The following is a 21,281-nucleotide window of genomic DNA, read 5'->3' on the forward strand; positions in this document are numbered from 1 at the left end:
CATCAATCTTCCATCGGTTTTCAGTCATTGGCCTCAACGGGGATAAAGGGGCGAAAGAATCCAGTCGGCTGCAGGATCGAACTGGCGATATTGGCAATGATCGGGCCTGCCGTCTCGCTCCTTGCCAGAGCCTCCTTCCAAGCCGGATCAGCCACGAATGCTGCCCATTTCCGCTGGCGCTCCTCTAGCGATTGCCATTCGAGGAAATAGATGAGGTCGTTGCTGGACGGCCCGATCATTGTCGTCCAGAAGCCGATGGGGCGGATCCCGAGCCGCTCCCAGATCGCCAGCGTCGCCGTTTCGAAGCGCTCCTGGAGCGCTGGCAGCTTGCCGGGCAAGCAAGTATAGATGCGCATTTCATGGATCATAAAAATTCTCCTTGAGTGAATTCAGAGCAGGCCGAGCCTGCCCCTGAGAGCCCGATTTAAAAGTAGTTGAGCGATAACAGCGGGTTGTGATTCTTTTCGGCGTTGAAAAAAGATGGGTTTCGATGACGCGCGCTACTATTGCTCAATTTGAGCATAATTGAAGCGGGCTTCATGTTTCAAGTGATTTTACGGACCGCGAGCGGGCGTTGATCGATCCCCTGATCCCGCCGGCCGCAGTGGTGTGCGATCGAGGACAAATAGCACGGGCTCTTTCGGTCCCACCCCTTGCCATCCTCTATCTCGACCGGTTCAAAGCTAGATTCGCCCGTCTGTCGGGGCTTGACGAAAATAAGCCAGGCATTAATTTAAACGGAGGCGCCTCCGTTTATTTATGGTGTCCTTCACTTCCCAATTCAGATGAGAGCCGATCATGACGTCAGAATTCCACCGGCCCATCTTTTCAACAGAAACCATAGCAACCGGTAGACCGGCGGATAGATTCCACTAGATTCCGCAGGTCTCATCTTCGTGACGATGGCAGGAGCTTATCATGACACGAACCATCCATATCGCGCTCGACATCAATGGGCAGCGCCACGAGCTCGATATCGAGCCGCGTGTGACGCTGCTCGATGCGCTGCGTGAGCATCTTTCCCTTACCGGCACCAAGAAGGGCTGCGATCAGGGACAGTGCGGCGCCTGCACCTGCCATGTCGACGGTAAGCGCGTGCTATCCTGTCTGACGCTCGCCGCGCAGGCCGAAGGCCGCGAGATCACGACGATCGAGGGGCTGACCGGCGAGACCGGTGATCTGCATCCGGTGCAGGCAGCGTTCATCGAGCATGATGCCTTCCAGTGCGGTTATTGCACGCCGGGCCAGATCATGTCGGCGGTTGCCTGCATTCGCGAAGGGCATGCCGGATCGGATGCGGAGATCCGCGAATACATGTCCGGCAATCTCTGTCGGTGCGGGGCCTATAACAGCATCGTTGCGGCGGTGCGCCAGGCAGCGGAGGTGGCATGATGCGAAACTTCTCCTATCTGCGCGCCACATCGACCGCGGAGGCAGCCCAGGCGGCGCAACAGGCCGGCGCCATGCTACTTGCCGGCGGAACGACGCTGCTCGATCTCGCCAAATGCGGTGTCGGCGAGCCCGATACCGTTATAGACATTACTCATCTCTCCGGCATGAGCGGCATCACCGTTACCGGCGATGGTGCAACGATCGGCGCGCTTGCCAGGATGAGCGACGTCGCCGATCACAAGGATATCCGCGTGGCTTTCCCGGCCGTTTCAGAATCCTTGTCTCTGGCCGCCTCGGCGCAGCTGCGCAATATGGCGACGATCGGCGGCAACCTCCTGCAACGGACGCGCTGCTCCTATTTCCGCGATCCCGGTGCTTTTCCCGCCTGCAATAAGCGCAATCCCGGCTCCGGCTGTTCAGCGATCGGCGGCGTCACGCGCAATCACGCCGTGCTCGGAACCAGCGAGGCCTGCATCGCCTCCTATCCCGGTGATTTGGCGATTGCTCTCCTCGCATTCGACGCCGTAGTCGAGACGGATAGCCGCAAGATTGGCATCGACGATTTCTTCCTCGTTCCCGGCGACACGCCAAACATCGAAACCGTCCTGCAGCGCGGCGAGATCATCACCGCCATCACCATTCCTGCGTCCGCCGCCTCCCGGAACTCCACCTACCTCAAGGTCCGTGATCGGCAGTCCTATGAATTTGCTGCCGCGAGTGCCGCGGTCGGCCTGGAGCTTGAGGCCGATGGAAGGACCGTCCGCGATATTCGCGTGGCAATTGGCGGGGTTGCCACCAAGCCCTGGCGGGCGCGCAATGTGGAGCAAGCACTGATCGGCAAGGCTCTCGTTCCGGAGGCTGTGGAAAAGGCTAGCAGGCTCGCCATGGAGGGTGCCGTCGATCATGGCGGCAACCATTACAAGATCGAACTCGCGCCGCGCGTCATCGTCCGCGCCATTCAGAAGATGGGAGGTCTCGCATGACCATGATGGAACCCCGCAAGCACGGCGATGCGTCCGACGGCACCGTCGGCGGTCGTCAGTCGCGCTTCGAAGGCAGTATGAAGGTAACGGGTGCGGCGACCTATGCGCTGGAATATCCGGTCGAAAATCTAGCTTATGCCGTGCTCATCCAAAGTACGATTCCGGCTGGCCGCGTTGTCGAGATCGATGCTTCGGCAGCACTTGCGATGCCGGGCGTGCTGCTGGTGCTGACGCCGGAAGATGATCTCGGTCTCAAGCTTTCGGCTGATTGGGGCGGCAACAAGCCCGCCGACGGACCGTACTATCCGCTGCCGCGTGAAGTGGGTTTCAACGGACAGTCGATTGCCGCTGTCGTTGCGGAAAGCCGCGAACTGGCGACGGAGGCCGCCAGGCTGGTGCGCGTCACCTATGAAGAGAGCGAGCACGTCGCCGACCTAAATGACCCGAATGCCGGCGAGGGCAAACTCATGGAGCCGCTCTCCTCGAGCTGGGGCGATGCCGAGGCCGCACTTGCCTCTTCCCCGGTGCAAATCGAGGCTGAATATTCGACGCCGCGCGAATATCACGTCGCGATGGAGCCGCATGGTCTGACGGCGAAATGGGATGGCGACCAGCTGACGATCTGGGAGCCGAGCCAATGGTCCCATGGCATGGCACGCATGTATTCGGAATGGTTCGACATGCCCTATGACAATGTCCGGATCATCTCGCCCTTCATCGGTGGCGGTTTCGGATCGAAGGGGGTGCCGCTTGCCTATGGCGCGGTCGCCGTTGCGGCGGCACGAAAGTTAAGCCGGCCGGTGAAACTCGCGGTCACCCGCCCGCAGAATTTCACCAGCTATGGCGGGCGCGCCGCGACCAGACAGAAGATCGCGCTTGGCGCGACGGAGGACGGTATCCTGCAGGCCATCGTCCATCGTGGCGCCAGCGAAACCTCGGTCGATGCCGACTGGCCAGAGCAGACGGGGGCGGCAACGTCGATCCTCTATAAGGTCGAGAATTTCTCCTCGCAGCATCGCGTCGTCCCGGTCAATAGCGTGACGCCGGGCGCCTTGCGTGGTCCGGGCAAGAATCCAAGTGCCTACGGCATCGAATGCGCGATCGAGGAGCTTGCCTACAAGCTCGGCATGGATCCGCTCGAGATAAGGCTGAAGAACTATGCCGATCACGACTATCAGTCCGGCAAGCCGTGGTCGACTCGCCGGCTGCGTGAAGCGCTGACTGAAGGTGCGGAAGCCTTCGGCTGGTCGCGGCGCAGCCACGCGCCGCGCTCGATGCGCGACGGCAAGACGCTGATCGGCTGGGGCATCGGCTGCGGCACTTTCCCGGTCATCCGCGCACCGAGTGAAGCGATGATCCGTATCCTTGCCAATGGCCGCGTCGAGGTCGTCAGCGGTTCCATCGACATGGGGCAAGGCACCTATACGATCCTTGCCCAGAGCGCCGCTGAGGTCTTTGGTATTCCGGTTGATCAGGTGGAGGTCTATCTCGGCGATTCACGCCTGCCGGGTTCGGCGATCGCCGGCGGCTCGATGCTGGCAGGCTCGATCATGGGAGCCGTCCATAAGGCGGCGGTCGCAGCCCGTGACGAGCTCATCGGCCTTGCCCTCAGCGATGCCAATTCGCCCTTCCGTGATACGGGTGCGAATACGCTGAATTTTGCCGAGGGGCGCATCGTGGCGCCACGCGGCGAGACGCCATCGCTGACGCTGGCGGAACTGATGTCCGCGCTGAAACGTGAGGAGATCGAAGTCCGGCGCAATACCCTGCCTGACGGTGCGAACGCGCAGGAGCAGCTTCAGGCCTGGACCACCATGGCTAGAGTTCAAGGGCCGACCATGGGCGATTATTCTATGCACAGCTGGTGCGCCCACTTCGCCGAAGTGCGGGTCGATGAGGACTTCGGCACGGTGCGCGTCTCGCGCATGGTTTCCGCCTTCGATTGCGGCCGGCTCTATAATCCGAGGCTGGTCGAAAGCCAGTGGCGGGGCGGCATCATCATGGGCATCGGCCAGGCACTTCTCGAAGAGGGGCTAGTCGATCAGCGTAACGGACGCACCGTCAACAACAATGTCGGCGATTACCTCGTGCCGACGAATTCCGACATCCCGGATATCCAGGTGATCTCCGTCGGTGTGCCGGATTTCAACGCTTCGGCGCTCGGCGGCAAGGGCGTCGGGGAAGTCGGTATCGTCGGCGTGGCGCCTGCCATCGCCAACGCCGTGTTCCATGCCACCGGCAAGCGTGTTCGCGATCTGCCGATCACGCTGGAAAAGTTGCTCTAACGGCAGTTCGGATTGAGCCGCATTGTGTAAATGCATGCGGCTCAAATGCCTCAAGCCTATCTCAACTCCGGTGCGGGGGTGTCTTTCAACAGATTTCCTCTCACCGGAGCGTTGCCGTTTCGGCAATCAAAAGGCCGAAAATCGGCGCTTCTTCAGAACGCTCCCTTTTGCCATAGTTCATTGAAAGCGCCCTTGAGAGCGCTGCGAGGCGAGCGTCGTGGCTTACGTAATCACCGAGCCCTGCATTGACACGAAGGATGGCGCCTGCACTGTCGCCTGTCCGGTCGATTGCATCTATGAGGGCGGGCGGATGTTCTACATTCACCCGGACGAGTGCATCAATTGCGGCCTCTGCCTCTCGGTCTGTCCCGTCGATGCCATCCTGTGGGACGAGGAAATGCCGGCGGAGCGGCTATTCCTGCGCGACATCAACCGCGATTTCTTCGCCGACGGCGTGACCGGCTGGGGCGCCCCTGGCGGCTGGGACAAAAGCCGCACGACCAGCCTCGATCATCCCTTCGTGGCGGCTTATGATGGTGCGCCCGAAAATCGCTTGTGATGCAAAGCATGCCTTGATTGGGTGTCTCCGCTGCCCTTTGTGCAGTGGTTGTGCCTCTCGCGATATCAGGAAATGCCGGGCCAGCTCGCATAATAGGCGCGCGTCGCTTCCGACAATGCGTTGACGAGAGGCCGTTGCCGCTCAAGTCTCGGCAGATCGGCTCTTGCCTGAGCCAGGAGTTCGGCAAGGGCGGCGTCGAAGTCGACGCCTGTCAGTTTACTCCCGTGCATCACCTCGCGGCCAGCCACGACAAGTCCGCTGGCATATTGCGCGCTCATGCGCGTCAATAGGACCTCCGCCTCGTCGACATCATCGAACAGCGCATCGGCGATTAGGGCTTTATAGTCGATGATCGCAAAGTCTTCCGCACCCTTGGCATTGATAACCTGCCTCCCAATCCGGATTGCTGCGTCGAATATATTCTCGGCCGTCAGCCGCCGCGTCAGGTTGCGTCCTCCATGCAGCAGATAAAGGAGACGCATTTCCCGCCACAAATCCTGATCGTCATCCAGCCCTGTGCCGTCGAGGCCGATGGCGAAGGCGGGACCGCCGAGTTCGGTCATGGATGCGATCGGAGCGATGCCCGAGCGAAGGCGCAGATTGGCTGAGGGATTGCTGACGAGCTGCACGCCGCGCTCGGCAAGCAGTTCAAGTTCGTCGGGGCGCAATTGGATGCCATGGGCGATGGCGAGTCGCGGCGACAGGAAGCCCATTTTGTCGAGATAGCTGACGACGCCCTCGGGAAAACGACGGTCCAGCCATAGGCGCTGGCGCGGACTTTCGAGCAGATGCATGTGGATGCGTCGATTATGATGCGCGGAAGCCTCCGCAATCGCCTCCAGAAGCGCGTTCGAGCACCATTGCGGCCCGATCGGCCCATACTGCACATCGACCAGCGGGCTGATGTTGGTCGCAGCAACCGCCTCGACGGCGGCAAGTTGGGTCGAAATCGGAGCGTAGGCCGGAATCGTTGATTCCAACGCCTGCCAATCACTTGCGGACAGAAACGGCTTCAGGCGTTGCGGCCCGCCATCATAGGCCCAGGCATCATGGTCGAGCAGCGGACAGGAGAGCGCAAGTCGAATACCGATATCGCTGGCGGCCCGCATGACGGCGGATGCCTCGTCGACCAGACGATCGACATTGAGCGAGTTGTGGCAGTGCATCGTCGCGCCGACGCCGGTTTTGGCCAGTCGGCCGAAGGCGACAAGCGCCTCGAGATAGGGATCGGTGCGCGGTCGCAGCCTCAAGCCGGGTATCCACACCTCGAGCGCCTCATCGACGGCGCCAAAATCGAGCGTGCGAATGCCATAGCCATGGTCATGGGCGTTGACGGGCGAGGGCAGGATGAGGTCGCCGGGCTGCAGGCGCAGGGATTGGGCTGCCGACGGCAGTTCAGCCTGTTCAGCGACCCGTTGAGCCGGCGCATGGCCGGGAGTGAGCAGCAATCGCACGGCCATGATCGCCTTTCCTATCGTGAAACCAGCGCGTTGATCTTCTCGCCGAACTTCGCCAGTTCCTCACCCATCGATTGAGCGACGACTTCTGTCGCATGCGTGAGCTGGCGGCGACGAGAGACGACGATGCCGACCTCAAGATTTTGCAGCTTCGATCCGGCGATCGGCAGGGCGACGGCGTCGCCTGCCTCCAGTTCGCGCAGCAGCCCAAGAGGTGTGAAGAAGGCAACGCCTTCGCCGGCGAGGATCATCGGCTTGAGCATCATCTGATTGTTCGTCGCGACAAGCGTTCGCCCGACGCGATTGAGCGCGCCAAGTTCCACTGCGATCATCGAACTCATGACTTCGTTGTCGAGCTGCAGCAGCATGTTGAACTGGGCGCATTCCTGCAGTGTCACGGACTTCTGCCGCGCAAGCGGGTGGGTCTTGGCGACGATCGCCATCAGCGGCATGCGCACGCCGTGGATCAGCTTCATGTCATGCGGCCGGGCGAGATCGAAGGTGATGCCAATATCGACGTCGCCCTCGGCGAGAAAGCGGAAGATGTTGTTGTAGTTATCGGTGCGGATGCGAAAATCCACTGCCGGATGCTTCTTGTGGAAACTGGAGACGAACTCCGGCAGAAACTGGATCGCGAGGCTGTCCAGGGCGGCGATATGGACGCGGCCTGTGCTCTTGCCGTGGAGATCGCCGAGATTAGATTTCATGATCTCATATTCGTGCAGCGTTTCCTTGGCGTGGCGCAGCACGATTTCGCCGGCGGACGTCAGCCGCAGCCCGTCGGAAAAGCGTTCGAAGAGCGGTGTTCCAAGCTCGTCTTCGAGCTTTTTGATCTGGCGGCTGACGGCGGAGGTCGCCACATGCAGCTCGTCGGATGCCTTGCGGATCGATCCGGAGCGTGCGACCTCGGCGAAATACTTCAGGATGCTGGCATGCATGAAAAGTCCTCGGCGATCTCGCAGCTATAGCATGCCTATCTGCCGCGCCAAACGGGCGCCCGCTTCTCGCGGAAAGCCGCCACACCCTCCAGGGCATCCTCGCTTTTCAGCGCCTTGATGAGCGCCGGCGTGCGCAATGCCTGAGCCTCGGCCGGGCTCAAATGGGCGGTGCGATTGACCGTCTGCTTGATGGCCCGGAGCGATAGCGGCGCACAGGCGACGATGTCCGAGACCCAGCGATCGACAGCCGCATCCAGCCCTGCGGCCGATACGACTTCGTTGACGACGCCATAGCTTGCCATCTCATTCGCACTGAACTGCCGCCCCGTCAGCATAACGGCCATGGCGCGGTTGAACGGGATCTTGCGCTGTAGGAGCACCATGCCGCCATCGAGCGGCATGCGGCCGACGCGGGCTTCAGGTAGACCAAAGCGGGCCGTTTCCACCGCAATGACGATATCGCAGCCGAGCACCATCTCGAAACCGCCGCCCAGCGCGTAGCCGTTGACGCGGGCGATGACGGGTACGTCGAGCGAGCGGCGGAACGCGAGGCCGCCAAAGCCGTTTTCCCGGCCGACAGTCCAATAATCCACGCCGGAACTGCCGCTGCCACCCTTGAGGTCGGCGCCTGCACAAAAAGCCTTTTCGCCTGAGCCTGTCAGGACGACGCAACTAATATCGTCGCGCTTCTCGATCTCCGCCCAGATCGACTCAAGTTCGGCTTCTGTCTCGGCATCGACGGCGTTCATCCGGTCGGGCCGGTCCAGCGTGACGCGGGCGACGCGGTCTCCTACGGTGAAGGAGACGCTCATGCTGCGTCTCCCTGCACCTCGGAAAGCGAAGCCAGAATTTCGTCATTGTGCTGGCCGAGCTGCGGCGGAGAAATCCGCACGGTCACCTGTGCGGCCGACATGTCGATCGGCGAGCCGATCAAACGGATCGGACCGGCTGCGGTCTCGCCTGCCTCGAGGATCATCTTGTTGATGATCGTCTGCTCGTCCTTCAGCGCCTCGGGGAGTGAACGCACCGGCGCGCAGAGGATGTCGACGCCTTCCAGCCGTGCAATCCAGTGCGCAGTGCTGTTCTTGGCGAAGTTGTCGCGGAAGATCGCCTGCAATTCCGGCCGCCGCGCCATCTGGGCATCGAAATCCTTGTAGTGCGGATATTGCGAGAGGTCCTCGATCTCCAACGCCTCGCAGATGTCGCGCAAGGGGTTCGGCTTGAAGGCGCCGACCATGACGATCGCACTGTCGGTTGTCTCGAAAACACCCGTCAGCGGAAAGGCGCCCCAGTTCAGATCCTTCTGGCGCATCAGATGCGTCGTACCCTCCTGCATCTGCATGGCGATCATGGAGTTGTAGAGGCTGACGGCGACCTGTTGGCCTTCGCCGGTCTTGTCGCGTTGCAGAAGAGCAAGCAGGATACCTTGGACGAGGTGCATGCCGGCAGAATAATCGGCAAGCGGTGTGGCATAGATCGAGGTCGGGTGGCTGTTGTCCGACTTGCGGCGCATGACGCCGGAGACGGCCTGCGCCAGCACGTCCTGGCCGCCCTTGTGCTGATAGGGGCCGGTCAGCCCGAAACCCGTGCCGACGGCATAGATCAGGCGCGGATTGATCTTCTTGAGATCCTCATAGCCAAAACCCATGCGTTCCATGACGCCGGGCCGGAAGTTGTTGACGACCACGTCGGCAGTCTCAAGCAGCGCCTGGACGGTCTTGCGGGCGCCGGCATCCTTCAGATCGAGCGCCAGGCTCTTCTTGTTGCGGTTCAAAGAGCAGAAGACCGGGTTGTTGAGCCCGTCCGGATCGGAGCCCAGCGACCAACGCGAGAGATCGCCGATCTTCACCTTCTCGATCTTGATGACTTCGGCGCCGTAGTCGGCCAAAACCTGCGTGCAGGAAGGGCCGAGCATGACCTGCGTGAAATCGATCACGCGGATTCCGTCGAGTGGCAAAGTCGTCATTCTGCAGCCTCCAAATATGTTGCGTTCTCTGAAGGGATGTCGCCTGGATCGGCTCCCTGAGCCCGCATCTGCTTCTGAATTGCCCGGATATCGGCCTTGCGAACGGTCGTTCCGGCATTGAGGGCAACCGTTGCTGCGACACCCGCCGCTTCGCCCATCGCCATGCAGGGCGGGATCTCGCGGCTGGATTTCTGTGCCTGCGGCGTTGCCGAATAGTGCCGGCCGGCAACGATCAGCTGATCGACCTCCCTGGGCAGCATGGCGCGGTACGGCGTGTAGTAATCGCGGCCGCGGCAGACCGTGTCGGCAAAATGGCGGCGGGTCATGACGTCGTCCTTCGTCACGACATAATCTCCCTGCAACAGCCGCGTCTGGCGCACGCCGGTCTGCGGCGCGAAATCGACGATGTAGGCATTCTCGAAGCCGGGCATTTTTTCCCGCGCGAAATCGAGCAGCTTTGCGATCCGCGAGCGGCCTTCCATCTCCGCCTTGGTCAGGTCGTCGACCTTCAGACCGCTCAGTGTCGGCATATGCGGGCAGTTCAGCCAGACGACGCCTGGCAGCGGCGTCTTCAGCCACCAGAAGGACCAGCAGCCGCCGATTAGCCGCTTGGCTTCGTGATCGAGCGCCTTGAAGACTTCCGGCTCCTGCTGTTCGAAACGCTCCGCCGCTTCGGTATCGACGCCACCCCAGCGCGAGACCGTCGTCAGGATGAAGTTGGATTCGACATGGGAAGCACCCGCGCTTGCAGCGACATCGAGATCGCCCGTCGTGTCGATGACGACATCGCCGAGGATCGCCTGCATGCCTTCCTTGGTCTGGCAGATGACGCCCTTGATAGCGCCACCCTCGACGATCGCCGAGGAGAACCAGCTATGTGTCCTGAGCTTGATCTTCGCTTCGGCGATCATGTCATAGGCGGCGCGCTTGAAAGCGTCGGGATCGAAGGCGGCCGAAAAACAGATCGGATGCGGCATCGACTGGGTGTGGAAATCGAAGAGGCCCCAGCGCGCCCAGCGCTGCCAGGCCTCCGGCGTATCGCGGAATTCGATAAGGCGATCGCGATCGGTCGGGGTCACGCAGAGTCCCCAGCGCTTCATACGCTCGATCATCTCCATGCAGATACCGCGCACGGTGATTTCGAGCTCGTTGATCATGTCGTCGAGCACGAGCACCATCCCACCGGCGGCAAGTCCGCCGACATAGGGATAGCGTTCGAGAAGCGTGACGCTGGCGCCGTTGCGTGCGGCCGAGACGGCTGCGGCAATGCCTGCCGGGCCACCGCCGACGACAACCACATCGGAGCGATCGACGACACGGATATCCCGTGCAGGCTGGTGAATGACCTGTTCCATTGGTGTTCCCTCGATGTTTTCTAAGCTTTAGTGCTGGCCGGCCGGCTTCCAGCGGATCATCTTCGCCTCGGCGATCGAGACGATGAAGAAGAGGATCACGGCCAGCAGCGCGGCAATGACGACCGTTGCGTAAAGCAGCGGCGAGCGGAAATTGTAGGTCGCCTCGATGATGAGCGCGCCGAGCCCGAAGCTGGAGCCGATCCATTCCGCGACGATCGCGCCCATGACACTGCTTGTTGCGGCGATCTTCAGCGCGGCGAACAGGAATGGCAGCGAGCTTGGCAGACGGACCTTCCAGAGGATCTCCGAATTGCTGGCCGAAAGCACCCGCATCAGGTCGAGCATTGCGGGGCTGGCGGAGCGAAGTCCCTGCACCATGTTGACCAGCGTCGGGAAAAAGCAGATGAGGCCGGCAATGATGATTTTCGGGGCGACGCCATTGCCGAAGATCAGGACCAGGATCGGCGCAAGCGCGATGATCGGGATCGCCTTGACGAAGACGGCAATCGGATAGAAGGCCTTCTCGGCCGTCGCGCTATGGACGAACCAGATCGCCAGCAGTATGGCGACGAGATTGCCGAAGACGAAACCGAGAACGGCCTCGAGCACGGTCGGCAGGAAGTTTCGCATCAGTGTCGCGGCATTGTCGCGAAAGGCGTAGAGCACATCCAGCGGGCTTGGCGCCATGAAGGTCGGGATCTTGAAGATCCAGATGACCGCCTGCCAGAGCACGATGCAGCCGAGTGCTGCAAGGATCGCCGGCATGTGCGAGGAGAGAACGCCGACGGTGGCGTCGAGAATGGCGACCTTGCGCGGCGTCTTGGCAATACGGCCGAAGTCGGAGTGCACGGCGTTGCTCATATGCATTCCTCCAGCAGCGCGCGCAGATGCGCCGTTACCTTGATGAAGTCGACCGTGTCGCGCATCGCAAGGGCGCGGGGATAGGGAAGATCGACCTCCATGAACTCTTTCACGCGGCCGGGATGGGCCTGCAGCATCAGCACGTGCTGACCGAGGAAGACCGCCTCAGGAATGGAATGGGTGACGAAGACGATGGTCGTGCCGGTTTCGCGCCAGATGCGAAGCAGTTCTTCATTGAGCTTGTCGCGGGTGATTTCATCCAGAGCGCCGAAGGGTTCGTCCATCAGCAGGATGCGTGGCTTTGTTATCAGGGCACGGGCGATGGCGACGCGTTGGCGCATGCCGCCGGACAATTCGTGCGGCAGGGCATTTTCGCGACCCTTGAGGCCGACGAGAGCGAGCAGTTCCATGGGATCGGCGTAGGAGCTTTTGTCGTGCCTGCCGACTTCCAGCGGCAGGCGGACATTGTCGATGACGCTCCGCCACGGCAAAAGCGTTGCCTCCTGGAAGACGAAGGCAAAATCGCGACCCTGGCGCGCCTCTCGTGGCGGTCGGCCAAAAACCGAAACCGAACCATCGCTGATGTGAACGAGATCGGCAATACAGCGCAGCAAGGTCGACTTGCCGCATCCGGACGGCCCGAGCATGGTGACGAACGACCCCTCCGGAATATCGAAGGAGACATTGGAGAGAGCGGTGAACTCGTTGCCCTTGTCGCCGAAGCGAATGTCGAGATCGCGAATGGAAACGGCAAGCCTTGCCGTTTCGACGACCGGCAGCGGCTGCTGCTTGATGGTGGCGGCGCTCATCATGGCATTCATCCGATCTGCTTGCGGATATCGGTCGTCGCGTCGAGAATCGCCATGGTGGCGACGTCGTCGACGGTCGGTATTGCTCCCGTAAACTGCTTGAGATCGGCGTAAGCCTTGATCTGCGCTGCCCAATTGTCCTTGTTCATCGCGCCCCAGCCGGTCTGCTTGGTGCTATCGCCGAAGGAGAAATCGATGACCGGGTGGACGGCTTCAAGCTCGCTGGCCTTGTCGAGATTGGGGTATGCCTCGACCAGCATGTCGACGGCTTCTTCCGGATGGTCGCGGACGTAGCCCCAACCTTTGGCGGCAGCCTTGGTGAAGCGCACCAGCACGTCGGAATGTTTGTCGAGCTGTTCGTCGGTCGTATAATAGACGTTGGCATAGAGCTGCAGGCCGGCATCCCAGAGCATCATGTCGACACGCTCGTCGCCGAGCACCTTCAGCGCATTGGTGTTCGTGACCCAGCCGGTGACGGCGTCGGCCTGGCCGGTCATCAGCTGGTTCATGTCGGAACCCATGTTGACCATCTTCACCTTGTCTTCCGGAATACCGTTTTTGGCCAGCAGCGCGCGCAGCAGGATGAAGGCGGTCGGCTGGGTAGCGATCGTCTTGCCGATCATGTCCTTCGGCTCGCGAATCGGCGCCTTTTTCGGCGAGAAATATGTAAAGGGATGCTTGCGGTATCCCGCCAGAAATGCCTTGACCGGCATGCCGGCCGAGCGGGCGAGCATGACGGACGGGCTGGAGGAAATCTGCCCGATGGTGGATTGGCCTGCTGCAACGCCGGCGACTCCATCGACATTCGGGCCGCCGGGGACGATGGTGAGATTGATGCCCTGCTCGGTGAAGAAGCCCTTCTTCTGTGCTGCGACTTCGCCGATGAGTCCGTTGGAAGCAAGCCAGCCGAGCTGCATGCGCACTTCGGCAACATCGGCGGCCTTGCCCGCACGGATGCCAACGAAGGTCTGGGTCGCAGCGAGACCTCCGACCAAGGCGGCATTGGACAGGAAACGGCGACGATTCATCATGAATTGAGACATGCTGATAGTTCCCCTGTTGATTGGGCGATCGGACTTTTCGTCTCGTTATCCACCAATGCCAGGGATGATGGGGGAATTCAGCGTTCTAATAAAGAACAATTATGCGTACTATCGATTGCCGAAAAGGCAACGGTTAAGATGGCGCAAGTCATGCCTTAGCTGCTGTGTTCGTCGGGAGAATGCAGCCGCCGACGATCGGCGGACTTTGCGAGATCGGCGGCGAATAATGATGCATCAATGCTGTATGGGATATTCGAGCTGCAGCGCGACGATATCGGATGTTCGCGTGCCATACCGCGCGGTAATCTCGAACAGCGCCTGATCCAGCGCCTGCGCGGACGGGCGCGCGGGAACCGTCACGACCGAGGCATCGGTATGGGTCGAAAGGTCCGGCACGAGCACGAGGCCGTTGCGCGAACGGATGGATTGGGCCGGCTCCGCAATGACAGCCTTCGAACGATAGGTTCTCGACCACGCATCCGCTGTCAGCGCCAAAGCGATTTCATCAAAACCCTCCTGAACCGGCAGGCGGATGATCTCGTGGTTCCAGAAGGCAAGGGTGTTGCCGGCAAAGCGCCAGAGGCGGCTCGTTGTCATGTGAAACGGTGTGGAATCATGCGCGCTGCTCCAATCGATGACACTCAGCCGGGCGGCGGCCGAGCGCGCCTTCTGCGCGCCAGCAATGGCCTCTACCAGAGTGAGGGAAGCGGGGATCGATGCCGTGACGCCCGTGGTGCTCATGACATTGCCGTCGACGATGTAACGCCGGTTATGAACCCACTCTGTCCGCGGAAAGCCACGGCGGATCTTGTCGAAGGCGTACCAATGGGTGGTGGCGCGCTTGCCGTCGAACACGCCGGCCCTTGCCGCAAGCCAGGCGCCCTCACAGATCGAAACGACCATCGCTCCCTTCGATGATTGCTCGCGAATCCAGGCAATGACGTTGCGGCTGCTGTCATCATGCATGGCGGGGACGATGACGATGTCGGCGCCTTCCGGATGTACACGGTCAAAGTCCGGCATTGTCGAGTCCGGCTTGATTTTCAGCGCCGGCATGAGGTTCACGATGCCGGCCTGGGTCGAGACGATCACGACGTCGGCGACGCCGGCACTGCGCAGGACGCCATAGGGGACAACGAGATCGGTCGTCTCCGTGCCCTGGTTGTCGGCGGCGATCGCGATGAGGGGCCGTGTCCGCCCGGCTTTGAACGTCGGGAGCCGGATGGCATTTTCTGCCGCTGTTGCAGGTTTCTCGAAAGGGAAAATCGCAATGAAAAATGCGAACAGAGCGAGAAGCAAGGTTCTGAGGGAATGGCGATCCATGGCACGTGTCCGGATTTTTGATGTCATACCTTCGGAAATATTTGGTTCGCAGGCTGGCGAAAATGACAAAGATATCGCATTTTCCGCCAATGCAGGATTCTGGACATTCCCCGCGGCGCATCGCCGTTATCGGCTATGACGGCGTTCAGGCGCTCGATATCGTCGGACCGATGGAGGTCTTCGCGATGGCCAATCTCCATCTGCCTGAGCGCGCGCGGCCTTATAAGGTTCTGCCCGCGTCCCCAGCGGGCGGGGCCATAAAGAGCAGCTCTGCCGGTGGGCTGGTCTTCGGCGAGACCGCGAGCCTGGAGCAACTGCCTGCCGATCTCGATACGATCATCCTCGCGGGCGGCAGCGAGGATGGGCTTCGGCAGGTCATATTTCAAACGGATCTGCTTGCCTGGCTGCATTTGCGAGCGGGGCCTACCCGTCGCATGGCCAGTGTCTGCACCGGAGCCTTCATTCTCGCGGCCGGCGGTTTCCTCGATGGCAGACGAGCGACCACGCATTGGAATTCCTGTTCCCTTTTGAAGGAGTTGCGGCCTCAGATCGAGGTCGAGCCCGATGCCATCTTTGTGGCGGAGCCGCCTGTCTTCACCTCGGCCGGCATTACGGCTGGCATCGATCTATGTCTGGCGCTGGTCGAGGCCGATTGTGGTCCGAAGACCGCTCTTGCCGTTGCGCGACAGATGGTATTGTTCATGCGCCGGCCGGGCGGTCAGTCCCAGTTCAGCACGGGCCTCGCCCTTCAGGCGAACGCCACGCCGCGCTTGCGGCAGCTCTTGAGCGAGATCGTCGATGATCCGACAGGAGATCTATCGGGACCTGCTCTTGCCAGCCGGGTCGGCATGACGGAGCGCACCTTTTCGCGCAGTTTCCGAAAGGAAACCGGAACAACGCCGGCGCAATTCGTGGAAGCCGCTCGGCTGGAGCGGGCAAAGGCGCTTCTCGAAAGCTCTGACTGGCCGCTGGCCCGTATCGCCGAGCGTTCGGGTTTTTCAAGCCTCGACACTCTGCATAGGGCCTTTCTCAAGCATCTTGTCATAACACCCGGCTTTTATCGGGCGCGTTTTGGCCCGGCCGCCTGACGGCAAGGTCGGCCTCGGCACTCACATGTCGACTCATGCCGTGCTGGAAAAAACTTCTCTTCTTTCGTCGATAGAGAATATCGATTGGGAGCTAAGCTCGCGCATCAGCCGCCATATTCGATGATCTCAAGTCCGGCGTTGTAATCCGTGGCATAGATCAGACCATTGGCGTCGACAAAGACGTCGGCGGACTGGATGACCTTCGGACGGCCGGGACGGCGGTCCGTCATGACAGTTGGTCCCGTGGGCACGAGAGCGCCCGTTTCGACCGGACGATAGGGGTCGGAAATATCGAAGGCGCGAATGCCGGCATTCTGCCAAGTCGCAAAGATCAGCGTCTCGGAGACAAAAGAGCCGGGCCGGTTTTCGTGCAGATTGTGCGGTCCGAAATGACCGCCCTTCTTCGTATAGTCGATTTCGGCCGGGATCGGGAAAGTCGAGATGCTGATCGGATTTTCGGGCACGCGGATGTCGAAGACCCAGGTATGTTTCCGACCGTCTTCCTCATTGTCCAACACGGCTTCATCCGCCACGACAAGAAGATCGCGGCCGGGAAGCGGCAGCGGCGAATGCGTGCCACCGCCATAGGGCGGGCACCAGTTATGGTGTTTGATGAGCCGGGGGGCGGAATGATCCTTGATATCGAGGAGCGTCAATCCGCCATCCCGCCAGCAGGCATAGGCGGTGTCGCCATGGACAAGCGCATGGTGCAGGGCATAGCGCTTGCCGTCGCCCCAATTCGGTGTCTCGCCCGCCGCCCTATTCATGCCGGGAAGCCACCATTGGCCGACAAGTTCGGGCCGGGTTGGATCGGCCATGTCGATGGTCACGAAGATATAGTCGGTAAAACCGTCGAGCAGCGCCGAGGCATAGGCATAGCGGCCGCCGACATACCACAGCCGATGAAGGCCGACACCTTCGACATCCAGTTGGCCGATCTTGCGCGGCCGGTCGGGAACGGAAACATCGAACACGCTCATGCCCGCGGTCCACGCGCGCTCACGCTTTCTGGCGGCGACCGTCTCGCCAACGGACTGCGTGTAATACGCCTTCTCGTCCGTGAAGGTTTCCACATCGGCAAAGAGGTCGAGCGCGTTGATGACCAGCAGCAGGTCCTCATGCGTTTGCAGATGGATGTTCCAGGTGTTGGCTGGCGCCCGCACGTAATTGACTGTCCGCGGCTTTTTCGGATCGCGCACGTCAATGATCGAGAAGCCCTGCGACCAGGGATGGGCGACATAGGCGTAGCCTCGATGAACCATCAATTGCAGCCCATCGCCACGGCCACCGATATCGCTATGGCCGATCAGCGTCATGTTGCGGGCAAAGTCGGGTTTGGGCAGGTCGGTCGATGCCATGGGACGTCTCACGGTCAGGGGAACGAAAAGGGCCGCCCGTAGGGGCGGCGCCTATGAAAGCAATTGATAGGGCTCAGTTTTTAGCTGCCGGAATCCAGCTGGCTGTTGCAGCATCGCTTTTCAAGAAGGCCGGGAATTTCTGCTGCAGTTCTTCGATCGTGCCGATCTTGTTGTTGATGAGATCGTCGCGGGTAATGAGCGTCGGCTGCAGAAGAACGGAGTGGCCCGGGGACTGGCCGGCAATGGCGAGCGAAACGGCGCGGACGGAAACCTCCCCGACGACCGCAGCGTTCGTGGCAGCCGTCGCGACCCAGGTGCTATCCGGCTCGATCATCAGCTGGATATCGGCGGTCGAGGTGTCGACGCCATAGATCTTCACCTGACCGGAAAGGCCGAGCTCATCGATGGCGAGCTTCACGCCTTTGGCGAATTCATCCCATGGCGTGAAGATCACTGAAATATCCGGATTGGCGCGCAGCACCGCCTTCGTCTGGTCGGCGACAGAGGCGGGAACGGTGTCGTTGACGACACCCCATACGGCCTTTTCCTTGATATTGTGCTTGGCAATGAAATCCTTCCACACCGCATAGCGGCGATCGAGCGGCGCGAAACCGGCAACGTAGACAGCACCGCCGGTGAAGCCATCACCCTTATCCTTCACGGCCTGGTCGAGCACGAGCTTGGCCATATCCTTGTCGCTCTGTTCGATCTGCGGAATTTGCGGATTGTCGAGGTTGACGTCATAAGCGACGACCTTGATGCCCTTGTCGAGCGCCTTCTGCGCGACATCCTTCAGGACTTCGGGACGGCCATTGTTGATGATGATGCCATCGACACCGAGATTGATCGCCTGCTCGACGAGATTGCGCTGCGTGTCATTGTCATTGCGGGCTTGCGAGACGGTGAGGTTGACGCCAAGCGCATCAGCCTGCCGTTTGACGCCAGCCTCGAAGGCCTGCAGCCAGTCGCCGCTGCCAAGGAAGCTGATGACGGCAATATTGACGGTTCTTTTATCGAAAGGAGCGGGCGCGCCGCTGAGTCCCGCCGCGGAAGCCGTGGTCATGAAAAGCGAGCCGGCGACAACGGCCGAAGCGATGATTTTGAATAATCTGATCATTGAAAATCCATTGAGTGTTGAGTGGGGACGGATGGCGGGATCATGCTCTGCCGCGGCTGATCCCATAGGTAAGTGCGAGCGCACCGACGAGAACGGCGCCCTTGATGAAATCCTGCGTGTAATAGGGCGCGTTCAGCATCGTCAGCCCGTTCAGGAGCACGCCGACGAAGACGGCACCGATCGTCGTGCCGAGAACGTTGGGACGGCGCAGTCCCAGCACGGCAAAACCAATGAGCGAGGCTGCGACGGAATCCATCAGCAGCGAGGCGCCGGAGGAAACGTCTCCTCGACCGACGCGGGCGGCAACGATGATGCCGCCCAGCGAGGCGAGAACGCCCGAGAGCACATAGGCAAAGGTCTTCAGACGGGCGATATTGGCGCCGGCAAGCCGCGTCGCGGCTTCATTGCCGCCGGTTGCGTAAAGAAGGCGACCGAGACGCGTACGCTCGGTCAGCACGAAGAGCACGAGCGCCACGACGAGCATGAGAATGACGGGGAAGGGGACTGTGCCGAACAGGCTTGAACGTCCTATCGTCAAAAAGGCGGGATCGACCTTGCCGATCGCCTTCGTCCCATCGGGAAGAATCAAGCCCACCGAGATCGAGCGCCCGGCTGTCGGGATCAGCTGCAATCCCGTGAGCAGGAACATGGTGGAGAGGGTCGCGAGCAGATCCGGCACCTTCAGCCGAACGATCAGCAGAGCATTGACGAGCCCGACGATCGCTCCGAAGGCGAGTACCAGCGGTACGGTCTCATAGGCGTCGAGGTTCCATACGATCATCGCATAGCTGGCGGCCATGACGCTGGAGGCGGCAACTGCGCCAACGGATAGATCGAAACCGCCGATGGCAAGCGTCACCGTGACGCCGGCACCGATGATGGCGACCACCGAAACCGCCTGCAGGATGCTCATCAGATTGTTGATGTTGATAAAGGCCGGCTGGGCGAAGCTGAAGATGATGACAAGGGCAATGAGGAGAAGAAATACCGCTCCCCGCCGCACGAATTCCTGCGGCGAAATCGTATTGCTTGCTGGCCTGATCTGTTCGGGGATTTCTGCGGTACCTTCACTCATCAGGCATATTCCTTGTTCTGTCGGTCGCCTGCGGCCGCGTCAGCGACGTCTTTGAGACCATGATGTTCCATCACCAGCACGCGGTCGGCGACCTCGAGTGCCTCTTCCGGATCGGATGTCGCGATCAGGGTGGCGCGGTCGGTATGGGCGCGTATGGCCGCGATAATGTCCTGGCGGGCGCCGACATCGACCCCCTGAAAGGGCTCGTCGAGAAGCAGGAGGCGGCTTGGCTCGGCCTCCCAGCGCGCGAGCACGACCTTCTGCTGATTGCCGCCGGAAAGCGACCAGACGGATGCTTCGGGACTGGAGGCCTTTATGCCGAGACGCCGAATGGCCCTTTCTCCTTCGCGGCTCTCCCGCCCCGAAAACAGGAAGCCCGACGGATACCAGCGTTTCAGATGCGGCAGGCTGATCGTTGCCGCAATACTCTCTCCTGGCCAGTCTGACGGCATGAGAGAAGAGCGATGCCGGTCGGCGGCAGCCATGACGACGCCGCGCGCGATTGCATCCGCTGGCGAGCCAGGCTGAAATGCAATGCCATCCAGAAGTGCCGTGCCGGAGGCAAAGCGCTCAAGGCCGAAAAGCGTAGACAGAAGCCGGCTCTTGCCGGCGCCGAGAACGCCGGTGATGGCGACGACCTCGCCGGCATGGAGCCTCAGATCGATCGGGGGGCTATCGGCAAACAGCTGTATGCCTTGAAGCTCCAGTATGGTTCGGTCGAATTGTTCACGGCGATGCGGGCGGGCCGCCTTCATGGAACGGCCGATCATGGTTTCGATGGCGGCGTCGAAGTCAATCGGGCGCGAGAAGGCACCGACGTTGCGGCCGCCGCGCAGAACAACCACGCGATCGGCGAGCGCATCGAGATCGGCGGTGCGATGCGAGATATAGAGAATGCCAAGGCCGCGCGCTTTCAGGCGGCGGACGATGTCATAGAGCCGGGCCGTCTCGCGCGCGGAGAGGCTTGCCGTCGGCTCGTCGAAGATCAGCAGCTGTGCCTTGTTGGAAAGGGCGCGGGCGATGGCTACCATCTGCCGGTCGGCAGTGCCGAGATCGCCAAAATCCCGGTCGAGCGGCAGGTCGAAGCCGGCTTCCGACAGGATCGCTTCTGCCTTCCGCCGCACTGAACGCTTCGACAGAAAGAAGGGCTGGCGTCCGTCAACATATTGGTTAAGCAGCAGCGCATCCGCGACGGAGAGTCCGGCGACGCCGACGACATCGGTCGATTGATGCACGGTGACGATGCCCCGCGCCGTCGCATCGGCTGGGCTTTCGGGGCGATAATCTGCGCCATTCCATAGGATGATCCCTGAATCGGCGCGGTGGATGCCCGACAGGATTTTGACCAGCGTCGACTTGCCGGCACCGTTCGCTCCCATCAGTGCCACGACCTCGCCGCGATTAACGGTTAGAGACGCTGCCGACAAAGCCTGTGTCGAGCCGAAAGCAAGCGAAAGATTTTGGGCATCCAGCAAGGTCATGGGCGTGGGGTTCGATGATTGTCAGCGGTACTCGTAAGCCACTGGCGATCAATTAAAAGGACGCGCCTTGCTTTGTTTATTTAATCTATAGAATAAATTTTTCCCAGGCTCCGGCAGGCTCCGGTTCGCCTCCATCTGGAGCTCGTGGATGTGCGGCGAGACCGAGCAAGTCTTGCCGAACGCCTGTCGAG

The 21,281-nt window shown here is 61.0% G+C and carries 19 protein-coding genes; 5 read left to right on the forward strand and 14 right to left on the reverse strand.

Annotated elements, in window-relative coordinates; genetic code table 11:
- Positions 1–20: 20 nt before the first annotated feature.
- Positions 21–368, reverse strand: coding sequence for an NIPSNAP family protein (locus PH558_RS32820; protein ID WP_285208394.1), 348 nt, complete (start codon positions 366–368; stop codon positions 21–23).
- A 550-nt stretch (positions 369–918) separates the two neighbouring features.
- On the opposite strand from PH558_RS32820, the gene PH558_RS32825 reads away from it, so the two are divergent.
- The 4 genes from PH558_RS32825 (at position 919) to fdxA (ending at position 5,219) form a co-directional block, all read left to right on the forward strand.
- Positions 919–1,392, forward strand: a complete 474-nt coding sequence (locus PH558_RS32825) for a (2Fe-2S)-binding protein (protein ID WP_095437157.1) — start codon at positions 919–921, stop codon at positions 1,390–1,392.
- Positions 1,392–2,375: an FAD binding domain-containing protein gene (locus tag PH558_RS32830; protein WP_285208407.1), complete on the forward strand. Its 984-nt coding sequence runs from the start codon at positions 1,392–1,394 to the stop codon at positions 2,373–2,375. Before PH558_RS32825 ends, PH558_RS32830 begins: the two co-directional genes overlap by 1 nt.
- Complete coding sequence (locus PH558_RS32835) at positions 2,372–4,660, forward strand: xanthine dehydrogenase family protein molybdopterin-binding subunit (RefSeq protein ID WP_285208395.1); 2,289 nt, start codon at positions 2,372–2,374, stop codon at positions 4,658–4,660. The genes PH558_RS32830 and PH558_RS32835 overlap by 4 nt, the downstream gene beginning before the upstream one ends.
- A gap of 217 nt (positions 4,661–4,877) precedes the next feature.
- The gene (gene fdxA / locus PH558_RS32840; protein ID WP_285208396.1) at positions 4,878–5,219 is read left to right on the forward strand and encodes a ferredoxin; all 342 of its coding nucleotides are present in this window, start codon (positions 4,878–4,880) and stop codon (positions 5,217–5,219) included.
- Positions 5,220–5,284: 65 nt separating this feature from the next.
- Here the strand turns inward: fdxA and PH558_RS32845 are convergent, their stop codons facing one another.
- From PH558_RS32845 to PH558_RS32885, 9 genes are all read right to left on the reverse strand, one after another.
- On the reverse strand, positions 5,285–6,679 hold the full coding sequence (locus tag PH558_RS32845) for an amidohydrolase family protein (protein ID WP_285208397.1): 1,395 nt from the start codon (positions 6,677–6,679) through the stop codon (positions 5,285–5,287).
- Between the two features lie 11 nt (positions 6,680–6,690).
- Positions 6,691–7,614, reverse strand: a complete 924-nt coding sequence (locus PH558_RS32850) for a LysR family transcriptional regulator (RefSeq protein ID WP_113407395.1) — start codon at positions 7,612–7,614, stop codon at positions 6,691–6,693.
- Positions 7,615–7,649: 35 nt separating this feature from the next.
- Entirely contained in the window at positions 7,650–8,426 is a 777-nt protein-coding gene (locus PH558_RS32855; RefSeq protein ID WP_113407396.1) for an enoyl-CoA hydratase-related protein, read from the reverse strand.
- Positions 8,423–9,580, reverse strand: coding sequence for a CaiB/BaiF CoA transferase family protein (locus PH558_RS32860; RefSeq protein ID WP_285208398.1), 1,158 nt, complete (start codon positions 9,578–9,580; stop codon positions 8,423–8,425). Before PH558_RS32860 ends, PH558_RS32855 begins: the two co-directional genes overlap by 4 nt.
- On the reverse strand, positions 9,577–10,935 hold the full coding sequence (locus PH558_RS32865) for an FAD-dependent oxidoreductase (RefSeq protein ID WP_095437150.1): 1,359 nt from the start codon (positions 10,933–10,935) through the stop codon (positions 9,577–9,579). The genes PH558_RS32860 and PH558_RS32865 overlap by 4 nt, the downstream gene beginning before the upstream one ends.
- A gap of 27 nt (positions 10,936–10,962) precedes the next feature.
- The gene (locus tag PH558_RS32870) at positions 10,963–11,796 is read right to left on the reverse strand and encodes an ABC transporter permease (RefSeq protein ID WP_095437149.1); all 834 of its coding nucleotides are present in this window, start codon (positions 11,794–11,796) and stop codon (positions 10,963–10,965) included.
- Positions 11,793–12,608 carry an ABC transporter ATP-binding protein gene (locus PH558_RS32875; RefSeq protein ID WP_285208399.1) on the reverse strand — a complete coding sequence of 272 codons (816 nt, stop codon included), beginning with the start codon at positions 12,606–12,608 and terminating at the stop codon, positions 11,793–11,795. Before PH558_RS32875 ends, PH558_RS32870 begins: the two co-directional genes overlap by 4 nt.
- A gap of 5 nt (positions 12,609–12,613) precedes the next feature.
- The gene (locus PH558_RS32880; RefSeq protein WP_285208400.1) at positions 12,614–13,648 is read right to left on the reverse strand and encodes an ABC transporter substrate-binding protein; all 1,035 of its coding nucleotides are present in this window, start codon (positions 13,646–13,648) and stop codon (positions 12,614–12,616) included.
- Between the two features lie 234 nt (positions 13,649–13,882).
- A complete protein-coding gene (locus PH558_RS32885; protein WP_285208401.1) occupies positions 13,883–14,971 on the reverse strand; it encodes a DJ-1/PfpI family protein in 1,089 nt (362 codons plus the stop codon).
- 62 nt (positions 14,972–15,033) lie between these two features.
- On the opposite strand from PH558_RS32885, the gene PH558_RS32890 reads away from it, so the two are divergent.
- Positions 15,034–16,059 carry a GlxA family transcriptional regulator gene (locus PH558_RS32890; protein ID WP_285208402.1) on the forward strand — a complete coding sequence of 342 codons (1,026 nt, stop codon included), beginning with the start codon at positions 15,034–15,036 and terminating at the stop codon, positions 16,057–16,059.
- Between the two features lie 104 nt (positions 16,060–16,163).
- On the opposite strand, the gene PH558_RS32895 is transcribed toward PH558_RS32890, so the two are convergent.
- The 4 genes from PH558_RS32895 to PH558_RS32910 form a co-directional block, all read right to left on the reverse strand.
- Complete coding sequence (locus PH558_RS32895; RefSeq protein ID WP_285208403.1) at positions 16,164–17,417, reverse strand: LVIVD repeat-containing protein; 1,254 nt, start codon at positions 17,415–17,417, stop codon at positions 16,164–16,166.
- Between the two features lie 73 nt (positions 17,418–17,490).
- The gene (locus PH558_RS32900) at positions 17,491–18,534 is read right to left on the reverse strand and encodes a substrate-binding domain-containing protein (protein ID WP_285208404.1); all 1,044 of its coding nucleotides are present in this window, start codon (positions 18,532–18,534) and stop codon (positions 17,491–17,493) included.
- A gap of 40 nt (positions 18,535–18,574) precedes the next feature.
- Positions 18,575–19,609: an ABC transporter permease gene (locus tag PH558_RS32905; protein WP_285208405.1), complete on the reverse strand. Its 1,035-nt coding sequence runs from the start codon at positions 19,607–19,609 to the stop codon at positions 18,575–18,577.
- On the reverse strand, positions 19,609–21,090 hold the full coding sequence (locus PH558_RS32910) for a sugar ABC transporter ATP-binding protein (RefSeq protein WP_285208406.1): 1,482 nt from the start codon (positions 21,088–21,090) through the stop codon (positions 19,609–19,611). The genes PH558_RS32905 and PH558_RS32910 overlap by 1 nt, the downstream gene beginning before the upstream one ends.
- Between the last annotated feature and the right edge of the window lie 191 nt (positions 21,091–21,281).

Source organism: Rhizobium pantanalense (assembly GCF_030182525.1).
In the GTDB taxonomy this organism is placed as follows: Bacteria; Pseudomonadota; Alphaproteobacteria; order Rhizobiales; family Rhizobiaceae; genus Rhizobium.

Excerpts from the sequence above, each read along its gene's own strand:
- PH558_RS32830 (WP_285208407.1), top strand. The coding sequence starts at position 1,392 with ATGCGAAACTTCTCCTATCTGCGCGCCACATCGACCGCGGAGGCAGCC.
- PH558_RS32845 (WP_285208397.1), bottom strand. The coding sequence starts at position 6,679 with ATGGCCGTGCGATTGCTGCTCACTCCCGGCCATGCGCCGGCTCAACGG.
- PH558_RS32855 (WP_113407396.1), bottom strand. The coding sequence starts at position 8,426 with ATGAGCGTCTCCTTCACCGTAGGAGACCGCGTCGCCCGCGTCACGCTG.
- PH558_RS32860 (WP_285208398.1), bottom strand. The coding sequence starts at position 9,580 with ATGACGACTTTGCCACTCGACGGAATCCGCGTGATCGATTTCACGCAG.
- PH558_RS32895 (WP_285208403.1), bottom strand. The coding sequence starts at position 17,417 with ATGGCATCGACCGACCTGCCCAAACCCGACTTTGCCCGCAACATGACG.
- PH558_RS32865 (WP_095437150.1), bottom strand. The coding sequence starts at position 10,935 with ATGGAACAGGTCATTCACCAGCCTGCACGGGATATCCGTGTCGTCGAT.
- PH558_RS32820 (WP_285208394.1), bottom strand. The coding sequence starts at position 368 with ATGATCCATGAAATGCGCATCTATACTTGCTTGCCCGGCAAGCTGCCA.
- PH558_RS32850 (WP_113407395.1), bottom strand. The coding sequence starts at position 7,614 with ATGCATGCCAGCATCCTGAAGTATTTCGCCGAGGTCGCACGCTCCGGA.
- PH558_RS32885 (WP_285208401.1), bottom strand. The coding sequence starts at position 14,971 with ATGGATCGCCATTCCCTCAGAACCTTGCTTCTCGCTCTGTTCGCATTT.
- PH558_RS32870 (WP_095437149.1), bottom strand. The coding sequence starts at position 11,796 with ATGAGCAACGCCGTGCACTCCGACTTCGGCCGTATTGCCAAGACGCCG.
- PH558_RS32875 (WP_285208399.1), bottom strand. The coding sequence starts at position 12,608 with ATGATGAGCGCCGCCACCATCAAGCAGCAGCCGCTGCCGGTCGTCGAA.
- PH558_RS32825 (WP_095437157.1), top strand. The coding sequence starts at position 919 with ATGACACGAACCATCCATATCGCGCTCGACATCAATGGGCAGCGCCAC.
- PH558_RS32905 (WP_285208405.1), bottom strand. The coding sequence starts at position 19,609 with ATGAGTGAAGGTACCGCAGAAATCCCCGAACAGATCAGGCCAGCAAGC.
- PH558_RS32910 (WP_285208406.1), bottom strand. The coding sequence starts at position 21,090 with ATGACCTTGCTGGATGCCCAAAATCTTTCGCTTGCTTTCGGCTCGACA.
- PH558_RS32900 (WP_285208404.1), bottom strand. The coding sequence starts at position 18,534 with ATGATCAGATTATTCAAAATCATCGCTTCGGCCGTTGTCGCCGGCTCG.
- PH558_RS32880 (WP_285208400.1), bottom strand. The coding sequence starts at position 13,648 with ATGTCTCAATTCATGATGAATCGTCGCCGTTTCCTGTCCAATGCCGCC.
- PH558_RS32890 (WP_285208402.1), top strand. The coding sequence starts at position 15,034 with ATGACAAAGATATCGCATTTTCCGCCAATGCAGGATTCTGGACATTCC.
- PH558_RS32835 (WP_285208395.1), top strand. The coding sequence starts at position 2,372 with ATGACCATGATGGAACCCCGCAAGCACGGCGATGCGTCCGACGGCACC.